Origin of the sequence: Methylomonas albis (genome assembly GCF_014850955.1) — a bacterium.
Taxonomy (GTDB): domain Bacteria; phylum Pseudomonadota; class Gammaproteobacteria; order Methylococcales; family Methylomonadaceae; genus Methylomonas; species Methylomonas albis.
Map to the genome: position 1 here is coordinate 4,142,343 of NZ_JACXSS010000001.1, position 21,675 is coordinate 4,164,017.

Annotated in this window: 17 protein-coding genes; 8 read left to right on the forward strand and 9 right to left on the reverse strand. The window is 51.3% G+C overall.

Going from position 1 to position 21,675, the window contains the following annotated elements; translation table 11 throughout:
• Positions 1–11: 11 nt before the first annotated feature.
• Positions 12–3,383 carry a PAS domain-containing protein gene (locus EBA_RS18970; RefSeq protein ID WP_192376159.1) on the reverse strand — a complete coding sequence of 1,124 codons (3,372 nt, stop codon included), beginning with the start codon at positions 3,381–3,383 and terminating at the stop codon, positions 12–14.
• Between the two features lies 1 nt (position 3,384).
• Positions 3,385–4,338 (reverse strand): ABC transporter substrate-binding protein, encoded by a 954-nt coding sequence (locus EBA_RS18975; protein ID WP_192376160.1) that lies wholly within the window; start codon positions 4,336–4,338, stop codon positions 3,385–3,387.
• 667 nt (positions 4,339–5,005) lie between these two features.
• Here EBA_RS18975 and EBA_RS18980 point away from each other — a divergent pair.
• The 6 genes from EBA_RS18980 to EBA_RS19005 all read left to right on the forward strand — a co-directional run bounded on the left by EBA_RS18980 (position 5,006) and on the right by EBA_RS19005 (position 12,085).
• Positions 5,006–6,214, forward strand: a complete 1,209-nt coding sequence (locus EBA_RS18980; protein ID WP_192376161.1) for an efflux RND transporter periplasmic adaptor subunit — start codon at positions 5,006–5,008, stop codon at positions 6,212–6,214.
• Positions 6,211–8,148, forward strand: coding sequence for a MacB family efflux pump subunit (locus tag EBA_RS18985; RefSeq protein WP_192376162.1), 1,938 nt, complete (start codon positions 6,211–6,213; stop codon positions 8,146–8,148). The genes EBA_RS18980 and EBA_RS18985 overlap by 4 nt, the downstream gene beginning before the upstream one ends.
• A 2-nt stretch (positions 8,149–8,150) precedes the next feature.
• Positions 8,151–9,539, forward strand: a complete 1,389-nt coding sequence (locus tag EBA_RS18990) for an efflux transporter outer membrane subunit (protein ID WP_192376163.1) — start codon at positions 8,151–8,153, stop codon at positions 9,537–9,539.
• A 226-nt stretch (positions 9,540–9,765) separates the two neighbouring features.
• Complete coding sequence (locus EBA_RS18995) at positions 9,766–11,226, forward strand: P-loop ATPase, Sll1717 family (protein WP_192376164.1); 1,461 nt, start codon at positions 9,766–9,768, stop codon at positions 11,224–11,226.
• A 329-nt stretch (positions 11,227–11,555) separates the two neighbouring features.
• Positions 11,556–11,786 carry an addiction module protein gene (locus tag EBA_RS19000; RefSeq protein ID WP_192376165.1) on the forward strand — a complete coding sequence of 77 codons (231 nt, stop codon included), beginning with the start codon at positions 11,556–11,558 and terminating at the stop codon, positions 11,784–11,786.
• A complete protein-coding gene (locus EBA_RS19005; protein ID WP_192376166.1) occupies positions 11,783–12,085 on the forward strand; it encodes a type II toxin-antitoxin system RelE/ParE family toxin in 303 nt (100 codons plus the stop codon). The genes EBA_RS19000 and EBA_RS19005 overlap by 4 nt, the downstream gene beginning before the upstream one ends.
• 488 nt (positions 12,086–12,573) lie before the next feature.
• On the opposite strand, the gene EBA_RS19010 is transcribed toward EBA_RS19005, so the two are convergent.
• Both EBA_RS19010 and EBA_RS24770 read right to left on the reverse strand, forming a co-directional pair.
• Positions 12,574–12,960 carry a hypothetical protein gene (locus tag EBA_RS19010; protein WP_192376167.1) on the reverse strand — a complete coding sequence of 129 codons (387 nt, stop codon included), beginning with the start codon at positions 12,958–12,960 and terminating at the stop codon, positions 12,574–12,576.
• Positions 12,961–13,024: 64 nt separating this feature from the next.
• Positions 13,025–14,116 carry a DUF3047 domain-containing protein gene (locus tag EBA_RS24770; RefSeq protein ID WP_192376168.1) on the reverse strand — a complete coding sequence of 364 codons (1,092 nt, stop codon included), beginning with the start codon at positions 14,114–14,116 and terminating at the stop codon, positions 13,025–13,027.
• Between the two features lie 82 nt (positions 14,117–14,198).
• Here EBA_RS24770 and EBA_RS19020 point away from each other — a divergent pair, with 82 nt between their 5' ends.
• Positions 14,199–14,990, forward strand: a complete 792-nt coding sequence (locus tag EBA_RS19020) for a helix-turn-helix domain-containing protein (RefSeq protein ID WP_192376169.1) — start codon at positions 14,199–14,201, stop codon at positions 14,988–14,990.
• Positions 14,991–15,664: 674 nt separating this feature from the next.
• On the opposite strand, the gene EBA_RS19025 is transcribed toward EBA_RS19020, so the two are convergent.
• Both EBA_RS19025 and EBA_RS19030 read right to left on the reverse strand, forming a co-directional pair.
• Positions 15,665–16,261: a hypothetical protein gene (locus tag EBA_RS19025; RefSeq protein ID WP_192376170.1), complete on the reverse strand. Its 597-nt coding sequence runs from the start codon at positions 16,259–16,261 to the stop codon at positions 15,665–15,667.
• A 90-nt stretch (positions 16,262–16,351) separates the two neighbouring features.
• Positions 16,352–17,248, reverse strand: coding sequence for a tetratricopeptide repeat protein (locus EBA_RS19030; protein ID WP_192376171.1), 897 nt, complete (start codon positions 17,246–17,248; stop codon positions 16,352–16,354).
• 1,139 nt (positions 17,249–18,387) lie between these two features.
• Here EBA_RS19030 and EBA_RS19035 point away from each other — a divergent pair.
• Positions 18,388–19,155 carry a chemotaxis protein CheW gene (locus tag EBA_RS19035; RefSeq protein ID WP_192376172.1) on the forward strand — a complete coding sequence of 256 codons (768 nt, stop codon included), beginning with the start codon at positions 18,388–18,390 and terminating at the stop codon, positions 19,153–19,155.
• A 78-nt stretch (positions 19,156–19,233) separates the two neighbouring features.
• Here the strand turns inward: EBA_RS19035 and EBA_RS19040 are convergent, their stop codons facing one another.
• The 3 genes from EBA_RS19040 to EBA_RS19050 all read right to left on the reverse strand — a co-directional run bounded on the left by EBA_RS19040 (position 19,234) and on the right by EBA_RS19050 (position 21,344).
• On the reverse strand, positions 19,234–19,779 hold the full coding sequence (locus EBA_RS19040; RefSeq protein ID WP_223146768.1) for a uracil-DNA glycosylase family protein: 546 nt from the start codon (positions 19,777–19,779) through the stop codon (positions 19,234–19,236).
• A gap of 71 nt (positions 19,780–19,850) precedes the next feature.
• On the reverse strand, positions 19,851–20,615 hold the full coding sequence (locus EBA_RS19045; protein WP_192376174.1) for an exodeoxyribonuclease III: 765 nt from the start codon (positions 20,613–20,615) through the stop codon (positions 19,851–19,853).
• Between the two features lie 240 nt (positions 20,616–20,855).
• On the reverse strand, positions 20,856–21,344 hold the full coding sequence (locus EBA_RS19050) for a TlpA family protein disulfide reductase (RefSeq protein ID WP_192376175.1): 489 nt from the start codon (positions 21,342–21,344) through the stop codon (positions 20,856–20,858).
• Between the last annotated feature and the right edge of the window lie 331 nt (positions 21,345–21,675).

The following is a 21,675-nucleotide window of genomic DNA, read 5'->3' on the forward strand; positions in this document are numbered from 1 at the left end:
GTGGCGACGAATCAGACCTTCAACGCCTCCAGAATGGCGGGATAGTCGAATTTATCCGCGCTTTCGGATAGCGCCCGCCCCAAATTTGCATCGACGTCGCCTATCTGGCGAATGATTTGTGCGATGCGATCACAATCCAGACTAACCAAAGCCTCCTGAAATTCTTGGCGCTGTGTCGCGGGTAGCGAGAGTAGCGCGACGGCATCGATCACAAGCACGGCCTTGCTATTGGTAGGCTCCTCGCTGCTGTATCGATACTCAACGCCCAGCTGCCTGGCCAGGCAAGCGTAGATTTCTTCGAAGCGATAGGGTTTGCGCACGAAGTCATCCATGCCGGCGTCCAGCATTTCCTGTTGTTGCTCCTTGAAGGCCGAGGCGGTGACGGCGACGATTTTGACGGTTTGACCACCTTGCAGTTGGCGTAGTTGCTTGGTCGCTTCGATGCCGTCCATCACCGGCATGCGTCTATCCATCCAGATTAAATCGGGGCGCCAGGTTTGGAACCATTCCAGACATTGCCGGCCGTTTTCCACCACTTTCACTTCGAAACCAAGCTCGGTCATTAATCGGCCGAGCAACAGCTGATTCTCCAATTGATCCTCGACGATCATGACCCGATAGCGTGGCGTGCCGGGAGCGAGCCCCACTACCTCGCCCGGCTTGCTAATTTCCAGTCCTAGCATTTCGGCCTGGCTTGCTACCATGTACGGCAAATCCACTCTAAACACCGTCCCCTTGCCCAAACTACTCTCGACGGCGATGTTGCCGCCCATCATCTGTACGAACTGACGGGTGATGGTCAGGCCCAGGCCGGTGCCGTGTTGTGCATCGTCTTCGGCCAATTGTACAAAGGGCTCGAACAAACGCTGCCGATCTTCGGGCGCAATGCCGGGGCCCGTGTCTTCAACCTCGATCAATAGATGCTGCCGACCATTGTTTATGACACCGAGGCGTAGCGTCACGCCACCCTCTCCGGTGAATTTCACCGCATTGTTGATCAGGTTGATGATGATTTGCCGAATGCGGGCTTCGTCGCCCTTGATATAACGCGGGAATTCGGATGACTGATCGAGCAACAGCCGCAAACCTTTTTCCCGTGCGCGGATTTGCATCATTTCGGTCACATCCCGCACCACAGCCCCCAAGTCGAACGAGGCGATTTCCAATTGCAAGCGGCCGGCTTCGATCTTGGCCACTTCCAGCACGTCGTTGATCAGGTTCAGCAGATGTTCACCGCTGCGATTGATGATGTCGAGGTTTTCGCGCTGGTCTTCGGACAGTTGCGGATCGCGGCGCATCAGATTGGAGAAGCCGAGAATAGCGTTCATGGGCGTGCGCAGTTCGTGACTCATATTGGCCAAAAACACGCTCTTGGCCTTGTTCGCCGCTTCGGCAGCGTCGCGAGCCAGAAGCAGTTCCATCGTGCGCTGCCGTACCGTTTCTTCCAGTTGATCGCGATAATGACAGAGCTCATCCTCGGCCTGCTTGCGTTCGGTAATATCCAATGAAGTGCCAATAAATCGAACCGGACGTCCATCCTCATCAAAAAAGGGTTCGCCGCGTTCATAAATGTATTTCACCCTGCCATCCGGGAATAGCAATCGATGTTCAACCTGATACAAGCTCTTTTCGACGATTGCTTGGTTATAGGCCAGCGTCACTTTGTCCCTGTCCTCGGGATGCACTGTTTCAAGAAATGCGGCAAACGTCGCTTCGAATTGCGTCTTGTCGATTTCCCAAATGCGGAAGATTTCGTCGCTCCAGTCCAACACGTCATTCACCATATCCACGTCCCAGCTACCGATATGGCCAATGCGTTGCGCCTCTTCCAACGCGGACTGACTGCGCTCCATCGCCAATTGGATACGTTTACGCTCGGTGATGTCGATGTTGGTACCGATCATGCGCAAAGGCTTGCCCCCGCTATTCAGTATCGTCTGCGAATCCGCCTTGATATATCGGATGGCGCCATCCGCCCGCACGATGCGGAATTCCGGAGCGTACTCCCGCTCGCCTCTCAATGCCGCCTGAATTTCTTCGCCTGTGCGCGCCTTGTCCTCCGGATGGATGGTGCGTATCCAGGCATCGTAAGCACCGCCGAAATCCACCTTTTGAATGCCGTAAAGCTGGTACATCGAGTCATCCCATACCAACTCGTTCGTGGGAATATCCCAGTCCCAAATGCCGATATTCGCAGCGCGAGTGGCCAATTGCAACCGCTCGGACGAAAGACGCAAGGCCTCTTCGGCTCGCTTGCGTTCGGTGATATCGCGAAATACCACAACCGCCCCGGTCACTTCCCCCGCGTCGAAAATCGGCGTGCAAACGAGTTCTACCGGAAAGCCGCTGCCATCCTTGCGCCAGTAGAAATCGATCCCACGATAAGGTATTCCCTGCTTATAGACAGCCTCTATAGGACAGTCCTGTTCCGGGTAAGGGCGACCGTCCTGGCGAGTATGATGAAATTGCGTATGGCCACGCTGCCCAAGTAACTCATCGACGCTATAACCCAGCAATTGCGCCGCGGCTGGATTGATAAAAGTAGAGCGTCCATCCAGTCCCAGACCATAAATGCCTTCGCCCGTCGCATCCAGCACTAGCCTATTTCGCAAGCTAAGCTGGAACATTTCTTCCTGCGCTTCCGTACGCTGCTTGGCCATGCTATCGAAAGCCAGGCCAAGCTCGGCCAGTTCGTCACGACCACGCAGATTAACCCGCGCATCCAGATCCCCTGCCGCGAAACGCCTCGATGCTTCGACGATTTTTTTGACACGCAGGGTCACCAGCCAATGCAGGATCAGCGCCACGACAATAGCGACCGCCACCGTCACACCTCCAACCAGGGATGCCTGAACCACCGCATTGTGCCTGGCCTGAGCCAACTGCGGACCAAGATCGTATTCGACGAACAACACGCCGACCCGATTTCTCCCCAAACCGCCCGATGCGATCTTCAGTAAAACAGGGTAATAACCGTTCAGTATGCCTACATCGAACGACACGGAGCTGGCCTGATTTTGCTTGACCCGCTGGGCAATCAGGTCGTTATACGCGGAAACCTGGGCCGCAACACTCCCTTCCCATATGTAATGATTGGCCAGAATCACGCTGTTGTTTTCATCGGCCAGCAACAAGGTGCGAATACCGGGATGCAGTGCGGAGACAGCCAGACTGAGTTTGGCGTCCTCAAGACTGTCCGCAGCCAACTGCGTATTCAGCATGTTCTGTAACTGGGTCAACGTGGTATGGAGATTGTTGGCCCCCGCCTGACGGATATCGCTGTTGGCGACGCGAAGCTCTTGCCAAAACAACAGCGCACTGCCCATCAGCGAAGACAGGATCAGCAGCAGCGGAATCAGCAAGGAAAGACGACCCAGTTTCATATTACTCCATGCAATTCGTGAAGCTGGTGTCGATGCTGGCGGCAATGTCCACCGCTTCAGAGAGCATTTGGCGGTGCTGCATGATGTCGGACAAGCGCCGCGCTGGCGTGAGCAGGCCCGGCTGATTGCCACCCAGCAAGCGCTGGTTCTCCTGCCGGGAAGGCACTTTCAGTCCGCCTATGGCAGCACTGAACGCCTCGGCGTCCATGCCCAGACGCTTACCCATATGAGTATAAGCATCGTGCTTATTGGCTTGCACATGATCGAGAGTGCGGAACCATTGCTGGCTGAGATGACACAATTCCTCGCGGCGGGTCAGGTAAACATCTTCTCGCACGACGATCAAATCGAAAATTTCATCGGGAATCTGACTGCTGTCCAGCAACACATGGGCACCGGCTTGGATAAGCTTGGTCTTGAAGGGCTCCATGGTAATCGCGGCATCGATCTTGCCTTGCAGGTAAGCCTTTTCGTGCTTGTCCTCCGGCATAGGGATGACATTGATGTCGGCGCTATCAACACCGGACATATCGAGGACTCGGCTTAAAATATAGGCGCCCAGCGGAATGTTCTCCATACCCACGCGGCGCCCCTTCAGTTCGGCGAGAGACTTGATCTCCGGCTTGGCCACCACGCCATCCGCGCCGTTGGAAACATCCATCACCAACAGGATGCGCAGCTTTTGTCCTCTTGCCAATAGCGTCAACGTTTCATCCAGAGTTAGCGTCGAAAGATCGGTTGAACCGTTGCTGAAGGCTTCCATGTTGAGATTGGAAGAAGGCAGCTCGGTGATGCGCACCAAACTCTCTTGCAGATAACCCAGATCGCGTGCCAAATAAAGCGGTTCGTAACCCGGCCATGGGCTGCTGACGATGCGCAAAGGCTCAGGAGGTGGCGAGCATCCGGCTATCGACAACATGACCGCAAGCTGCGCCAGCTTGGATAACAATTTCATGACACGTCTCCCTGGGACATGGTCAAAAATAACTTCCCTGAATTGATACAGTCGCAATGGTGAAAATGTTGATAATACCGGTTTTTGCATAATGGACAATCGAAAAACATAGCGGGTGACGAGTCAGCCCTTACCGCGAAAATGCAGCGCTTTTTTGCGAGCCTATCCGCAGACGATCCGTTGGCATCTGATCGGGTCCGAAAAAAGGCGGCGCTCGGAAAACAGCCGGCGTAGCCCGGATGGAATGAAGGCTCTCGAGCCCTGGATGGCGCTTCGCACCATCCAGGCCCGCAAGTTGACCTGTATCGGCCAACTTGCCGTCATTGAATTAGATGGATCAATCAGCTACAAAGGCTAGAACTGCGAGAATCAACCCCATATCCATTACCCCTGAAAAACCGTTAGCTCAAATTTGATTTTTACACTTTTTGCTATTTCTGTTTGGCTACACCAATCAAAAACAATAACCCGTCTTTACCAAGCTTTACCTTTTCAGTGTTGCCAAGCCTGGGGCCAGAGCATAAACTCCCCTCAGGCTTGGCAGAAGGCTGGAAGCAAGATTCCGGCATCCCGCTAAGCCATATCCTGCTATCCGCTGTCGAAGCCATCGCCACTACTGCCGGTCGGGAAACTATCCGTCATCCTCAAGTAGACATACATTATTGCCATGCCGCAATCGCTCGATTCCTCCCCAAACCGCCGGCGTCTGCGTTGGCTTGCCCTGTTATTACTGGCTATCGCGCTCGTGGGCGGCGGCTGGTATTTTGCCAAGCAGCCCAAACGCGCTGATGAGGATAAAACCGACAGCGTGGAAGTGACGCTAGGCGATCTGGAAGAAAACGTCACCGCCCAAGGCAAACTGGAGCCTAAGGAATACGTGGATGTCGGCGCTCAGGTGACGGGTCAATTGCAAAAAATTTACGTCAAGATCGGCGATAACGTCCAGGCCGGCGAATTGCTGGCACAGATAGACCCACGGATTTACGCCGCTCGCGTTGCGGCCGACGAAGCCAATATCAAAAACTTGCAGGCGCAACTGGCCGGCCAACAGGCGCAAGTGGTGTTTGCCCAGCGACAATACGACCGCAACCGCGAATTGCTGCAAAGCAAGGGCGTCAGCGTCCAGGATTTTCAAAATAGCGAGTTCACCTTAAAAAACGCCAAAGCCACCGCCGAGTCGCTGCAAGCGCAGATCGAACAGGTGCAATCAACCTTAAACGGTGACAAGACCAACCTGGGTTTCACCAAAATCTTTGCCTCGATGGACGGCACCATGGTCGATCAAAAAGCCCGCGAAGGCCAAACCCTGAACGCCAACCAGACCACCCCAACCATCCTGCAACTGGCCAAACTGGATACGATGACGGTGCGCGCCCAAGTCGCGGAAGCCGACGTGATGCGTTTGCGTTCGGACATGCCGGTGTATTTCACCACGCTGGGCTCCGGCGAACGCCGCTGGCAAGGCACGGTGCGGCAGATTTTGCCGACGCCGGAAGTGATCAACAACGTGGTGCTGTACAACGTGCTGGTCGATGTCGATAACCGCGACCGACAGCTGATGACCGGCATGAGCACCCAGATGTTTTTTGTGTTGGGCAAGGCCGAACAAGTGCCGCTGATTCCTGTGAACACATTGGGACAACGTCAGCGTAAAGAAGATCAAGGCAACGGCCATGCGTACCAAGTGAAAGTGCTTACCGAGCAAGGCGTGCAAAACAAAATTGTCCAAATCGGCTTGCGCACCCGGCGCTTCGCCCAAGTATTGGATGGGCTGTTGGTCGGCGACAAGCTACAGGTCAACGCCGGCGGGGACGACAAGGCTAAAAATCGCAAAAAAGACCAAGGCTACCCCGGCGCCGGAGTACCCCGAATATGAGCGCCCTGCCCCTATTGGAACTTGAGCATATTCAACGCTTTTATCCTAACGGCGACAGCATCGTTCGCGCGCTGGACGACGTCTCGCTGAGCATCTGGCCCGGCGAGTTTGTCGCCATCATCGGCCAGTCCGGTTCCGGCAAATCCACTTTGATGAACCTGATCGGCTGCCTGGACAAAGCCGATGTCGGCAACTACCGGGTGCTGGGCCAGGACGTAGCGAACTTAAACCCGGACCAACTGGCGGAGCTGCGCCGGGAAAGCTTTGGCTTTGTCTTCCAACGCTACAACCTGTTGAATACCGCTACCGCCGCCGAAAATGTGGAGATTCCGGCCTTGTACGCCGGTCTGCCCAAAGCCGAACGCCAGCAACGCGCCTTGCAATTGCTGGGCAAACTGGGTTTGGCCGAGCGCAGCGGCCATAAACCCATGCAACTGTCCGGCGGCCAACAGCAACGGGTTGCCATTGCCCGCGCCTTGATGAACGATCCACCGGTCATCCTGGCCGACGAACCCACCGGCGCGCTGGACAGCCAAAGCGGCACAGAAGTGATGGCCTTATTGAAAGCCTTGCATCAGGAAGGCCGGACCATTTTATTGATCACCCACGACGACAAAGTCGCCGCCCACGCCCAGCGCATCATTCATATCGCCGACGGCAAAATCGCCAGCGACGGCCAAGCCAATAAAAGCGGGCAGCGATTGGCCCCGCCCCAACACCGCGGCATCGGCGCGGCTGGATTACTGGCCGAACTGGGCGAAGCCGCCAAAACCGCGCTGCGCTCCTTACGCGCTAACCTGTTTCGCACCGCCCTCACCTTGCTGGGCATCGTGATCGGCGTCGCCGCAGTGGTCACCATGCTGGCGGTCGGCCAGGGCAGCCAGGAAAAAGTGCTGGAGCAAATGCGAGCCATGGGCACCAATATCCTGTCGATTCGTCCCGGCATTCCCGGTTTTCGTGGCGGCGGCGATGTCGCCACCTTAATGCCGGCCGACGCAGACGCCATCGCCGAACTGGAGAATGTGCAATGGGCCTCACCCGAGCGCACCAGCCGCTTGACCGTGCGCTACGGCAGTGTCGATTACGCCACCAGCGTGCAGGGCGTGGCCTCCAGCATGCCACTGGTGCGCGACTGGCCCTTAGGCAGCGGTGATTTTTTTGATGAGCGCGACCAACGCCGCTACGCCCCGGTGATGGTGCTGGGCGACACGGTACGCAAGCTGCTGTTCATTGACGGTGAAGACCCCATCGGCCGCTACGTGATGATAGGCAATATCCCGTTTGAAGTGATCGGCGTGATGTCGCCCAAAGGCGCAGACGCCATGGGTACCGACCGCGACGACGCAGTGTTCGTGCCGATCAGCACCGGCCTTATTCGACTGTTTGGGCAGAAATACCTGGGCGGCATCACGGTGTTGGTCAAAGACGTGTCGCAGATTGACGCCACTCAACAAGCGATAACCGACCTATTAACCGCCCGTCATCAGACCGAAGATTTTCGCATCCGCAATATGGCCTCCATCATCGAATCGGCTACCGAAACCCAAAATACCTTTACCTTGATGCTGGGCATCGTCGCCGCGATTTCCTTGCTGGTCGGCGGCATTGGGGTGATGAACATCATGCTGGTCAGCGTTACTGAGCGCACCCGAGAGATTGGTATCCGCATCGCCACCGGCGCCCGCCGCCGCGACATTCTGCTGCAATTTAATACCGAGGCCGCCGTGGTCTGCACCCTGGGCGGCTTGATGGGCGTAGTGCTGGGTTTTGCCGCCGGTTATGTGCTCAAGTATTTTGACATGGCGGTATTGTTCTCGCCGCTGCCGGCGATATTGGCCTTCTCCTGCGCCTTCGGCACCGGCTTGCTGTTTGGTTATTTACCGGCCCGCAAAGCCGCCCATCTGGACCCGGTTGTGGCCTTGGCGGCGGAATGAGGATGCAATATCCCGCTCGTTTGTTAATAGTCAGCTTGCTCAGTGTCTCGGCCGGCTGCAATTTACTAAGCCAATACCAGCGCCCCGTCGTGGAAACACCCACGCAATGGCGCGAGGCCGCACAGTCCAACACCGCCAACATCAATCCGCAATGGTGGCAGGCCTTTGCCAGTGAACAGTTAAACCGATTGATGGTCGATGCGCTGGCCTTTAACAACGACTTGAATGCCGCCCGCCAGCGGATCGAACAAGCCCGCGCCCAGGCCCGCATCGCCGGTGCCGGGTTGTGGCCGGCCGCCAGTGCGAACGGCGATTTTACCGACACCCGCAACAACGCCAGCGACACGCAAAAAACCAGCGGCCAGCTGGACATTGCTTACGAAGTGGATTTGTGGGGTGCCAATCGAGCCCGGCGCGATGCCGGCAGCGCGCGCTTGCTCAGCCAGGTGTTTGCCCGCGATGCATTGCAGTTAGTGGTGATGGCCGATGTCGGCCAGGCCTATTTCAATTTGCTGGCTATCCAGGAGCGGCGGCAAATCGCCAGCGACTTTTTGGACACGGTCACTGCGATTTTGAGCATCGTCGAAGCCCGGCAGCGGGCCGGTGCCGCTTACGAACTGGAAGTAGCGCAGCAACGCACCGCCCAGGCCAACGCCGGCGCCAATCTGGACTTGCTGATGCAACAGCAAACTCTGGCGGCAAACACCCTGGCTATTTTGCTGGGCCATCCGCCGCAACATCTGGTGCTGGAGCCGGCGCAATTCGCCGCGCTGAGCGTACCGACCATTGCCGCCGAGCAACCGGCCACGCTGTTGCAACGTCGGCCCGACATTGGCCAGTTAGAGATGGAATTGATCGCCGCCAATGCCGACATCGCCGTGGCCCGTGCGGCGTTTTATCCTAAACTGCAACTCAGCCTGAGCAGCGTATTATCCAACCCGCAACCAGCCGGCGTCGCCGCCAGCCTGGCGGCCGGCCTGACCCAGCCCTTGTTTCAGGGTGGTCGTCTGGAAGGTGCCCTGGGCAACGCCCTGGCAACGAATGCCGAATTGGTCGAAAACTACCGGAAAACCGTATTGACCGCCTTCAAGGAAGTGGAAGACGCGGCCACCACCTACGCCAACTCCAGCCGCCGCCTGCAAGCCCTGCAACACGCCGCCGCCCAGGCCAAACTTGCCTACGACATCTCGCAAAACCGCTACCGGCTCGGCGCAGTCGATTACCAAGCCCTACTTAACACGCAAAGCAGCTACCTGACCACCGAAAACAGCCGGGTACAGGCCAGACTGGACGTGCTGGTCGCCCAGGTGCAGATGTATAAGGCGTTGGGGGGTGGTTGGGCGTTGAGTGAGCAGAATACCGATTTGTCCGACTTGGCGCCGGGGCCTTAGGAACGTTAGAATGCAGCTATCGAAATAACCGGCTCTAGGAAATTGACGTTTTTGCCCAAGAGATTGGGATCGGCTAAGTTTTATAGAACATTGACGTAAAGATGAAATTTTTATTTAACAAACCGATTAGACCGCGGTTTGACGCAATTTTTTGCGTCATTTAGGGCGTGTAATTCTAGTTAGCCCAGCTCAAAATATTGTCGCTTAACTCTATAAGCCAAAATAAATGACTATTTATTTCGACCTCGCTGATGAAAATCTATTTGGCAACGAAGCCGGTGAAGATGAAGATCAAGCACTGCTAAATGAGCACTTTGTAGATCACGACAGCTTCAGCCATTTCTTCGACCGAAACAAACTCCTCTCCGTGGTAAGCGCGCGGAAAGGCATGGGAAAGTCTGCCTTAATATCTCAACTAAAGTACCGGCTGGAAAACGACTCGACATACGACAACCCTGTGGTTGTCAAAGCAAAAGGAAACGAACTGCTCGGCCTAGGTGATTTCACGAACAAAGATCAAGCGTATTTGGAAAACTATTGGAAGAGAATAATTTGCAAGAAAATCATCATAGAGATAGGACGGACAATTGGATTTGCCGTTTCAAGCGATGCGATATCTATGGTGGAGATTGCAGAGCTTGACGGGTTAAAGGGAAAGAACCTTGTAGGAGGGTTGATTTCAAGAATCAAAACAAAAATTCCTTTTCTTGACGCAGAAATAAAATCATCCATCCCGGAAAACTATGAGTCACTTCTCGCAAACTACCAATCCGGCCCATCGGAACGAACAGTATGGGTCTTGATTGATGATATTGATGCGAAATTCCAAAATACCGTAGATTATCAAGCGCGAGTGGGTTCGTTTTTTAGCGCCATTCGCGGGCTTGCGTTTGAACAGGAGAATTTACGCATTAGGGCAACCGTTCGAAGCGATGTATGGTCATGCCTTCGGCACCTAGAAGACCTCGACAAGCTTGACCAGTACCTGATAGAGATATTCTGGAAAAAGAAACAAATGCAAGATATCCTCATAAAAAAGATTATCTCTTATGTAAAAAGAAAACACCCTGAATCCGCTGAATCAAAGTATTTGCCATCGAGGGATTACAACAAGATTCTTGATTTGCTTTTCACTTCGCCAATCACGTGGAGAGACGATCGAGATGCAAGGTTGTTTGATGCTATTAGCGCGTTTTCCAATCGCCGCCCTCGTTGGATGGTGCAATTGTGCCGCATGGCAGCAGCCAAAGCACGCGAGCTAAGAAAAAGAAAGATCGATCTTGATCACATTAATTATGTGCTTGAAGATTTTGGCAAAAAGCGCAGAGACGATCTCATCAAGGAACACAAACATCAGTTTGTTGAATTGGAGAACCTTATAGATGCGTTTCGCGCCACCGAAAAAGAGTTTCGTTACTCCGACATCCACTCCATGCTCGAGGAAAAATTCATTAGAAACCGCTCTTCGTCGGAGATTCCGCCAATCGATGGTTCAAAATATGTTAATCCAGAAGACCTTGGGCACTTTACATACAAGTTAGGCTTGATTTCAAGAATTCATTCAGATGCTAAAAAATTTACGCACTTCTCGGACGATCCAGATCTATATCGGTCAGGAGAAAACAGAGAAGGCCATATTATTTGGTCGATACATCCATCGTACAGAACATTCCTAAATATCCGGTAAGCAGATGCCATTTACCAGGTATTTGGTTAGCCAATCATCCACCGGATGCTGCGGGATAAGTCCGTAAGGCGCAATAACCAACGGGCATTGCGCCGCACTTTAAGCTATGGGGAAAAGGGGCCGGGTTACTTTATGGAAAGACATCTGTACAAGGTCTTGCAATCTCGCATCTTGCCTAACATCGCGCTCAACCGGAGCGTGGTTATCATGCAGTTTTATTTTTCTGCTTTCACTGCCGCGCGTGGTTAGCTTCACGTTAGCGACCAAACCAAGACAACTTGGAACGCCAAGGGTAAAATGCCTTAGGTTAAGCCAAAGGAGTATTCACCATGTCCGCGTTACTTGTCGAGTTAGAGAAACAAGCATGTTCACTGTTGCCTGAAGAGCGAGCTCATCTTGCTGAGGTTCTTCTTGAGTCACTACATGACGCCCCACTAGCCGAAATAGAAACAGAGTGGGAACGAGAAATTGAGAAGCGCACCGCCGCTTTCGACAGAGGGGAACTACAGACCTATCCGGCAGAGGATGTGTTTTCTGAAGCAAGGCGCATGACCCAGTGAAGCGAGCACGTTTTGTCGCAGAAGCTCGCCAAGAATTTCTTGCTGAGGTCGCTTATTACAACCAAGCACAACCGGGTTTAGGAGGCCGCTTCACCAAGGCAGTCGAAGAAGCAACTGCCCGAGCGTTGTCTTTCCCGCTATCAGGGACACCATCAGCCTCAAATACGAGGCGCGTTTTTCTCAAAGGGTTTCCTTTCTCGCTTTTCTACCGACAAGATGCCGAAGGCATAGTCGTTTTTGCAACTTCACATAATTCCCGGAAACCCCGTTACTGGGTCGGTCGTATCCATGGCCGCTAATCCGGTGTTCAACTCGGACGCTCCGCCGAAAAACACGATAACGTGCGCCTAACCCTGGTGAAAACGGCATACTGCCGTCAGACGCATCAATCGCGACCGTTGCGCCTCGCATGGCTCGGCACAACCTATTTTGAAACAACGGGTCAGGTCTTGCAAAGCCAGGCCACTCACTTGAAATTGCAGTCGTGTAGGGTGCGCACCGCGCACCATTGAATGGCTTTTTGGCGGCGTAAGCCAATAGGTACGCGGAGCGTACCCTACTGTGATCTACCAAGTTGAATGTTGATGAATCCCAGCCAACGCCGCTTGCAGCGCGTTTAGTAAGACCAGGTGGACATGCCGGTATAAGCAACCAGATGCGCCGCTACTATTAAACGCCAAAACCTATGTTTTGTTACAGCGCTACCCTACGCGCCGAAATTTTTTATATTATTTTTTTGGTTGCTCGTTTTTACGTTTAAGAAAAGCATCAGCTTAAAAACGGCCTATTACAGCGCACGTTTCAGCAACACTATCGCCAACCACATAAAACCGATGGTGGTCATAATAAAGCTTGCTGCGGTATACAGTCGCCAATGTGATTTTTTCCAAAAATCGGCATCAAACGCTGCAATGGTAAAAACGGTTGGATTGGTAAAACCGCCAATCGCTACGCACCAGCAGGCCACTAATGGCAATTCCATACCCAACCCATAAAACCCTAAATTGAATAACGCCATCAGGGCATAATCGACATGCGCTCTGATCATTGTTTTAAAATCAACTATCATCTGGTCGACCCCATTTATTGGAAACCAACGCGCCAATGTCATTAGCCATGCTGATAGAATTAAGCCAGTAATACAAGCTGCGGCGCCAATCAATAATATCCCCACTGTTACCTCCTGTTTATTTTTGTTATATGAAATAAATCCGTATTGCGATATATCAGCAAACGTTCTACAAAATTGGTATGACGCGTTGATTGCTAAGAATATTAATATCCGCGTATTGGCAATGCCCTTCTTGATGTTGAAATAAACTCACGGCAATAAGCCAGACCTTGACGATTTTGCCAGGTAAATCGCCACCTATAGTTTTAACGTAGTCCGCATATAGATTGCGTTCCTCGTTAAACCATTGGCCTAAACCTTCTGCACCGGAGCGAATCACCACATGCGTTTCTCGATGCTGCCACGTGGGAATGGGGCAACGATAGGCCGTTTCCGGTGCTAGCTCCGCGCTCCAGTAATATGTAATGTCTTGGCCGTTATCAAACTCGACCGCGATGCTTAAATAATCATGGGTAGGCAGCGTGTCTTCACGCACGGCGGATGGCAAGACTTCAATTTTCCATGCCCAACGCAGCAAGGTGTCGGGCATAAAATCCAGTACGACTGACTTTTGGATTATCCCCGTGTCATTGTGGGTATGGCAGCACACGGCTGGGGTGTTTTCAGGTGTTTGGCAAGCCCGGTAGATTTCGGCTTCCCCGAGAAACCATAGGTAATGCCAATTCTCCGGCGGCAATACCGGCGATTGTAAACGGTCGATTTCTTGTGCGATGAGATGTCCGGCAAGGCTTGGTGCCGACAATTGCTGCAAGCTTTTCAATGCGTCATCCTGCCATCGAATTACCAGCACGCTCAAATCACCGGTTACCATTGCGTAAGCAGCATCCGGCGTGGCTAAATCGCCGGATTTAGTGGTCCACTCGCCTGGGAAATAGCTACCTATAAATAAGCGCCCAGGGCGTGTTGCGGTACAGCTATGGCTCTGCCTGGTGCCGCGGAAAACCTCGCCGTCTAATCCGATGCGAAACCAGACTTGAAAGTCCGCCTCCAAGCTAAGCGGCAAATCTTTGAAACGGGTTTGTCCACTAACAAAGGTGGTTAAGCAATCGCCCTCTACAAGCTCAATGCCGGTATCCTGCCAAGGCTTGAGATCCGATGCCAGGCTGAGGAAATGAAAATCTCTAACCAGGTTCTGTTCTGCGGTTTGCAGCAACGCCGCAAATTCCGCTTTCAAATCAATAATAATGGCGGCAGTCACATCAAGCACTCCAAACAGGTGTTTAAAAACTGGATTTTTAAATCAGAAGCAAACATTATAGTGACCGACACAAACTAAAATCTTGTATAAACCTGCTATGTTGTCACTCTATCCGTCTCATACTCGCTTATTTATTTGGCCAACGCGCTTGCTGTATTTTGGTTTATCACAGTATTTGGCGGCACATTCTTATGCTACTGCCGCCTTACATATTGGCGTTTATCAGCCTTTTAAAATAAAAATTGGTAACGGTAACTGGCAAAGTTGTCGTTGCGCCTTTATTCCAACCGGTATAAAGCATGAACTCGATTTTGGCCGCGGCATTCATGCCAAATTATTTATTGAACGCGACAGTGCGGATTTTTTATATTTTAAAAGACGATTCCCTTATGCTGAAAAATCAATCACCTTGTTTCAAGACGCTGACTTATTGGAAAAGTTTTTATGGCTGTATGAAGAAAACCCCGATAAAAAACAGATTGAACAATTTCTAGACCAGCTATTGATTTGTGACGAGTCGCTTGATTTGAAATTGGATATGCGCGTGCAATCGGCGCTTGATCTTATTTGTAATGCGCCTGAGCGTAATTTTTCAAGCGATTATTTGGCTGCTCATATTGCTTTATCAGAGTCGCGTTTTTTGCATTTGTTTAAAGAAAACATTCATGTACCCTACCGGCGTTTTCGCACATGGAAACGCTTGTTTCTCGCGGTGGAACATTTAAATCGCAGCGATAACATGACTTATGCCGCTTTAGAAGCCGGATTTTGTGATGCCTCGCATTTCAGCCATTGCTTCCGCGATACCTTCGGCGTAAATCCAGGTTTTGTACTTAAGGGTATCGAGCGCTTTGAAGTGAAATCTAATCCATGATTTACCGGTGAGTCTTTGATTACAGTGCAACTTCCCAGGGCGTTGCACGGTAGTTTCAACAAGAAAACATCAAGAGCGCCAGCATTTTTCGGTAAAGCTGAAATGGGTCCCATCCGATTTCAGCGCGAAAAATTTGCTGGCAGTTTATGCCTTCGGCGGCCCCGATTCGTCCGCGTCACCTCGTTTCGACCCAACAGGGGGTCGAAACATCGGCTCTCGCATGACTTGACGCCGTGTCGCGATGCCTTGCAGGTTTTCTCCGCTTCGCTGCGAAAACCCGCCCGGCGCTACGGCTATCGGGGACTAAAAATCTTCACTTCGCTATCGCTCCGTTTCCAAGATTTTCAGCGTACGCCGCGTTTTAAAGCTACTCGAAACCATGTGGTGTGCTCATCGCGTACTTTTTTGGTCTCGGGTCATATCCAAAAACTGAAAGGTACGCGGTGCGTGCCTTACTTTAATCGGTTAAAACCACCGGGTCAGGTCTTGCAAAGCGACGCCACTCACTTGAAATTGAAGGGGTCAAGAAAAAGGGTGGGCAGATCTTTGGATATAGCAAAGCCTTTTTAGGTTGCTAAATTGCGAGACCTAACCCCTTTTCTCCGTGTGAAAAACAAGCTACCACCTATTGGAATAGAACCGGCCTGCTACGGCTTCGTACAGTCGGAAAATAACTATTGGACTTTACCTGTAAGCGTGCTATCGATTAAATTGAAAATAGATCTTTCAATAATGCCGGTTGACCAACAGTTGTCCTGGTACTTTACGTTTTCGTATATCAAGCCAACGTCCCCATAGCTGTTACTAACAACCCCGGTTGGTTCGACCTTACTATAGCGATGTCCAAATCGGGTATGAACTGAAACAATTGAATTAGGCCCGACTCTTTCTATCCCAATAATAATCGAGCCATTATCCAAAGCAGGGGCCCGCCCTATAGTAGGATTATTTTGACAAACGGCATAGCTTGAATCCTTTGGCGCATATTCATACACCAGAATACTTCGCCCCATATTAGGACATCCTGCTTTCACAAAATCTGTACCATAAAGGGTCTGGTCAGTTGCCCCACAACCAACCTGAGATTTAAAGGCTTTATTGGCAGTAGACGCCACATAATCACCTAGTTTTTTCCCCATAATATCCCACACTTGATCCAAAGTTAGCGCGTAGGTTTTCTGGGTTTGAATAACCGGCACGGTAACAGGCGTGATAGCACAAGCGGATACACTTATGCTAACAATAATAACGCTTATAAATAAGTTGCGCATTGTGATCATTATTTAATTTGATGAAAAAAGCCAGACGGCCAATTACTATTTTCAAGTAAAGACTGCTCCTTTTAGTAATATCGACTTATATCAAAACTCTGCGTCGATTAATTCTGAACTGTACTTCTTTACTGGTATTTTTTTAAGAAGTGTCTCTGCTTCGCCCAACTGAGTAGCCGTCAATGTTGCTCTAATCCCGTCAGCGGGTGCTTGAGATTCTGCGTCCCCTTCACGTGCCGCAGATGCATAGAACACATAGGCATGTATTTGATCTTTTTGATCACCAAGTCCACCATTGGCGATAAAACCGAGATTGCGTAATGCAATTCGCTTAACTCTATGAGGGCCATAGCCAGTACTATTTGCTTTACTAAACAAGCTCACGGGTTTACTGACATCTTTTTTAACCCCCATTGAACCAGTACCATACAAATAACCCATTTTCAGTTGAGCAGATGAATTATTACCTGCTTCAGCCTTGGTATACCATTCAAGGGCTGTAGCTTGATTTTTTGTTACTCCAAGTCCATTTTCGTACATAACACCAAGATTGTATTCTGCAATATGAACTGATTCGCAAAACAAGCCATCATGCTCATTCCGCGCATAACTTGCGGCTTTTGTAAACCATTTAACAGCCGCCTTTTCGTCTTTCTGGACACCGTAACCCATTGCATAAACAACACCTAGTTTTGCGAACAGGCCTTCTCGGTTACACAAAAAAAGATTGTTTTTAGTATCCTCTGCTACAGCACTCCACCATTCAATATCTTTTTTTGTCGCGGTAGAAGGTATTTTCGCTTTTTCTGACTTTTCTGCGGGTATGCCCGTAATTAATCCTTCAGCAAAGGCCAATGTTACTGGGGGATTAATGGTTGAACTAATTAAGTCGGCATTGTAGTTTTGAGTACTGGATACTCGAGTAGGTTTGGAGGAACACGCTGTTAACGCTATTAAAATGATGACTAGGCAAAGTTTTTGACGCATAAATTAAACTTACTATTATTTTTAATGAGGAACGATGAATTTCTGTTGGATTACGCAATGTCTTTTAAAATAGCCAGACTATCAGAAGAACAGCGAGTTTTTTGGTTTTATACAGTAACAAATAATACCGTTTTCATTGCTGAAATTGAGTCACATATAAGTCAAAATGGCAACGATTATGTCATGATAGCTCGACAAGGCCTAACTTAATTCCTACGGCGCCCGTTATTCAGATCTGGCAATTCTGATCTTTCCAGCCCGTAAAGCCCCCACACCAGCCCAAGTTATCACTTATCCCCTAGTTGGGTAACCCTGCGTTTCACTACGGTTGTCGTTACTTCTTCCGATTACCTCCTTTCAGGTAATTAGTTTTGGCCCATGCTGGGCACACCGCAATACGGCTTCGCCTATTGCCCTACAATTTGACTTGCAATAGGGAAAACCATGTAAGGCTGTGGAAAACCGTCGTTTCAACATATTCCATCTGACCGAGAAATCACCATCATCGGCCGGTAATGTCCAAATACTCGGCAACCGCTCTATGCGTTGCCCTACCTCCTACCGCTATGCAGTCGAATGTCAGTGGCCAGGCATTATGACAATGGCATCAATCTGGAGTGGTTTGCGTTGTTTTACATGTCAAAAAGCATGGCGCAATACATCGATCTTATCAATCAATAAATTGTTGTTTCCGCTGGGCAAGATTGACGGTGAAAAACCAAACCACATGACGTTGGGCATGTAAAATCGACGGTACTCCCCCATGGAGCTATTGTGACTCGATCGATGCGCCGCCTGACGTCGGCAGATCCTATATGCTACCCCATTACCCCACAAGACATAAGAACATGCTAATCTATATACACTTTGGATGCTAGGGTCTTGCGACGCAAACCCGCCTCCGGCTAAGCACCGTTACGCTGACGCTTAGACGAGGGCGAGATCATTCGCTCTCCGGACGCTTCAACATGCTTAACTTTGCCCATGCGCTTGGCCTGGAATTTACCCAAGATAGCAAGATCAGTATCCCTACGGGCATCTCTAGAAAGTAGAAAAGCCAGTCGCCCCAAAGTAGATGGTCCACAAACCGTTGGGAACTTAAGCAAACCTGCCGATTCATGCGGCGGAAGGAAGCGAGCATGGAACTATTACATTTTCTTATTGGCGAAAAAAATTTCTGCCTACCACTATCCAGTGTCAGTCGGATTGTGCCAATCCCCCCGGCTTATGCCTACAGCGGGCAAGCCTCCGACCCTTATTACGGTATTGATGGCAACGTTTTCCCTTACGTGTCGCTTTGGGATTTATTGGACATCAAGTCGAAATACTTGGAATACGAGGAACTAAAATCTTTTTTGGAAATTCGCAGAAAAGATCATTTGGATTGGATTGCGGATCTGGAAAATTCCATACTAAACCACGGTGTATTCACCAAGAGCAGAAACCCCAGGGAATGTGCATTTGGCAAGTGGTATTACGCTTATACCCCTAAACACAAAAGACTCAGTTTGCTATTGTCTTACTTCGAAAGGCCGCACGCCTTGATACATGAACTAGCCGATACATTACTGACTATGGCCGAAACCGGCCGAGCCGACCAAGCCTTATTGGCCTTGAAACAAGCTAAAGATTCGACGCTGATGGAGCTCTTGACTATTTTCGAATCAACGATTGAGCTGGTGGTTGACCTGCAACGGCGCCTGATCGTGCTTGCCAAACACGACGCGCAATACCTAGCCATCGGCATCGATGCAGTCATTGACATCGTGGATGTTAGCCCGGCGATGCGTTGTCAAAACCCCATCGCCTCTTCTCAACACATTTCCGAGTTCGTCTCTTTCGACAATGGTCAGAGCGTGCCGATTATTAATCTCGCGCACTTAGCCAGCAACGCCTCCCTCGCCTAACTGCAAAGCTTGCTGCCGGCGATTTGGCTCCGACATTGGCCAGATAAAATCAAGCCCAACCAAGTCGGTGATTGCCCATCAACCGGTCAACACTTGTCGCCAGGCAGGATGCTCGTAAATTGTTGTCAACGCAGCCTGCAGCAAACCGGCCCCCGGCTCTGTGCGATGCCAGGTGGAAGCGCCGGAGGGGTGCGGTAGCGGGATGACGTCGGCGTCGTGGCTGTGGAAGCTTAGGCGATGCAGACCACCGATGACGTCGCTAAGTTTATCGACCGGCAGCATTTGCTGAATCGCCAGTTTACCAACCGGGATGATTAACTTGGGTTGCAACAAGGCTACCTCCGCTTGCAACCAGGAGATGCATTGCTGGATTTCCTGCTGATTGGGTACCCGGTCGCCGCCCTTGGGATTTTTACCGGGGAAGCAGCGGCAGACCGCCGCCATGTAAACCCGCTCCCGAAATGTGGCTTCGTCCAGGCCGATTTGGGCAAACCATTTAAACATTGTCTTACCCGCCGTCCAGGCAAACGGTCTACCCAGCACACCTTCTTTATCGCCAGGCGCTTGGCCGATCAGCAGAATGGGTGACAACACCGGCTTGCCACTAACCACCGGGCGGATCATGGCCGGACAGCGGGTACAGGCCAGCAAGGCCTGTCGATGCTGCTCTAACAGCTGCTGGTGGTCGCTAACGCTCAAAGCGCCAGCTCGATGCCGACCGGGCAATGATCCGAGCCGAACACGTCCGGCAGAATGAAAGCATCGCTGATTTGACCGAGCAGCGTCTGGCTGGTCAGCACATAATCGATCCGCCAGCCGATGTTCTTTTCGCGGGCATTGGCGCGGTAGCTCCACCAGCTATAAGCCACGGTGTCGGGGTGCAAGTGGCGGAAACTGTCGATCAAACCGGCTTCGATAAAACGGCTAAAACCGTCGATCTCGACCTGGGTGTAACCCGCGGATTTATTGTAATTGGCTTTGGGCCGGGCAATGTCGATAGCTTGATGGGCAACGTTGAAATCGCCGCAGGCAATCAGCGGTTTTTGGCTTTGCAGTATTTGCATGTAGGCGAGAAACTCTTTATCCCAATCCTTGCGGTAATCCAGCCGTGCCAAACCGTCGCCGGAATTGGGCACGTAGACATTCAATAAATAAAAGGTTTCGAATTCGGCAACGATGACCCGGCCTTCCTGGTCATGCTCCGCAATGCCCATGTCGTGCACCACTTGCAGCGGCTGTTGCCGGCTTAATATTGCTACGCCGGAATAACCCTTACGTTCCGCTGAATTGGTATAGAGATGATAGCCATGTATATTTTCCAGCGCTTTGCTGACTTGATCGTCTTGGGCTTTGGTTTCTTGCAGCAAGACGCAGTCGGCGTCGAGTTGTGCCAGCGTGTCCGCAAAGCCTTTGTCTTGCACGGCGCGGATGCCGTTGACATTCCAGGAGATGATTTTCATGTGAGGGTTCCATTTGGACGTGGGCGGAGTAGATTGATATTTTACCGGCTTGTCCGCACGCAAGCCACCAAGGCGAAACGTGAAAAACTGGCGAATGCACAAGCAATGGCAGACAACGAACAGCCTGCCAAATTCCACGCAGCGGTAATTTCTAGCCCGGAACCTGCCGGGGCTTGCGTTTAACGCGTGTATGCGTCAAGACAAACCGCGCAACCCGGCTGACGCCTTAGCTTGTAGGCATTACATCTTCAGTTTGCTGAATTGCGCCTCGAACTCTTCCAAGGACATCGCCCCGCTCTTACCCAGGCGCTGATGCCCGGCATCAAAGAAATAGGTTCTGGGTAATTCGCCGTACCAGGCCGGATCGATTTCGTAACGCAGTTTTTCCGGGTTATCCGAGGCAAACGCCCAGTTTTCCAAGCCGCCCAGTTTGTGACTGTCGATGATACGTTTGATCTCCGGCAAGGCTTCCACGTCGTCGGTGGCTAACATGACGATTTTTAAAGCCGGATGCTTTTCATGCAGTTTACTCAGTGTGTCCATGTCCTTCAGGCAGGACGGACAATCCACCGACCAGATCGCCAGCATTAAGGGCTGATTGGGGCTTGCAGCTAAAATCTGTTGGTAGCTACCGGGGGTGAAAGGTTTTATCTCAGGCTGATCAGCCGAAACCGAGGACATGAAAATTGTTGTTAACGTTAGCCCAGCCAGCAGTTTTCCAGTATTCATAGTGTTATTAGCAAATTGGTTAAACACGCAGCCGACCTACGACTGTAAAAACAGCAGTCACATTACCGCCTGTTACCCTGACATTCAAGCCAAAACTGATGAGATCCGCGCAAGGCAAAGTTCAGTAAAACCCCATCAATCAGACAGGATTTGTAAACAGAATTTTACTATTGGCCATCCATACGTCCGCTTGACAGCACACATTTGGCAACCCAAGCCCGTCAATCCTCAGTGCTGTCCGCATGACACTAACCGTTTGAAATACAGAGATCTTTCACACCTGTAATCCGGGTGATACAGCTACTCAACCATCCCGACTAACAATACTGCG

Bases quoted from the DNA above. Each gene is read 5' to 3' on its own strand.
- EBA_RS18975 (WP_192376160.1), bottom strand. From the start codon at position 4,338: ATGAAATTGTTATCCAAGCTGGCGCAGCTTGCGGTCATGTTGTCGATA.
- EBA_RS19025 (WP_192376170.1), bottom strand. From the start codon at position 16,261: ATGCGCAACTTATTTATAAGCGTTATTATTGTTAGCATAAGTGTATCC.
- EBA_RS18970 (WP_192376159.1), bottom strand. From the start codon at position 3,383: ATGAAACTGGGTCGTCTTTCCTTGCTGATTCCGCTGCTGCTGATCCTG.
- EBA_RS18995 (WP_192376164.1), top strand. From the start codon at position 9,766: ATGACTATTTATTTCGACCTCGCTGATGAAAATCTATTTGGCAACGAA.
- EBA_RS18980 (WP_192376161.1), top strand. From the start codon at position 5,006: ATGCCGCAATCGCTCGATTCCTCCCCAAACCGCCGGCGTCTGCGTTGG.
- EBA_RS19000 (WP_192376165.1), top strand. From the start codon at position 11,556: ATGTCCGCGTTACTTGTCGAGTTAGAGAAACAAGCATGTTCACTGTTG.
- EBA_RS19045 (WP_192376174.1), bottom strand. From the start codon at position 20,615: ATGAAAATCATCTCCTGGAATGTCAACGGCATCCGCGCCGTGCAAGAC.
- EBA_RS19050 (WP_192376175.1), bottom strand. From the start codon at position 21,344: ATGAATACTGGAAAACTGCTGGCTGGGCTAACGTTAACAACAATTTTC.
- EBA_RS19035 (WP_192376172.1), top strand. From the start codon at position 18,388: ATGGAACTATTACATTTTCTTATTGGCGAAAAAAATTTCTGCCTACCA.
- EBA_RS19030 (WP_192376171.1), bottom strand. From the start codon at position 17,248: ATGCGTCAAAAACTTTGCCTAGTCATCATTTTAATAGCGTTAACAGCG.
- EBA_RS18990 (WP_192376163.1), top strand. From the start codon at position 8,151: ATGCAATATCCCGCTCGTTTGTTAATAGTCAGCTTGCTCAGTGTCTCG.
- EBA_RS19040 (WP_223146768.1), bottom strand. From the start codon at position 19,779: ATGATCCGCCCGGTGGTTAGTGGCAAGCCGGTGTTGTCACCCATTCTG.
- EBA_RS18985 (WP_192376162.1), top strand. From the start codon at position 6,211: ATGAGCGCCCTGCCCCTATTGGAACTTGAGCATATTCAACGCTTTTAT.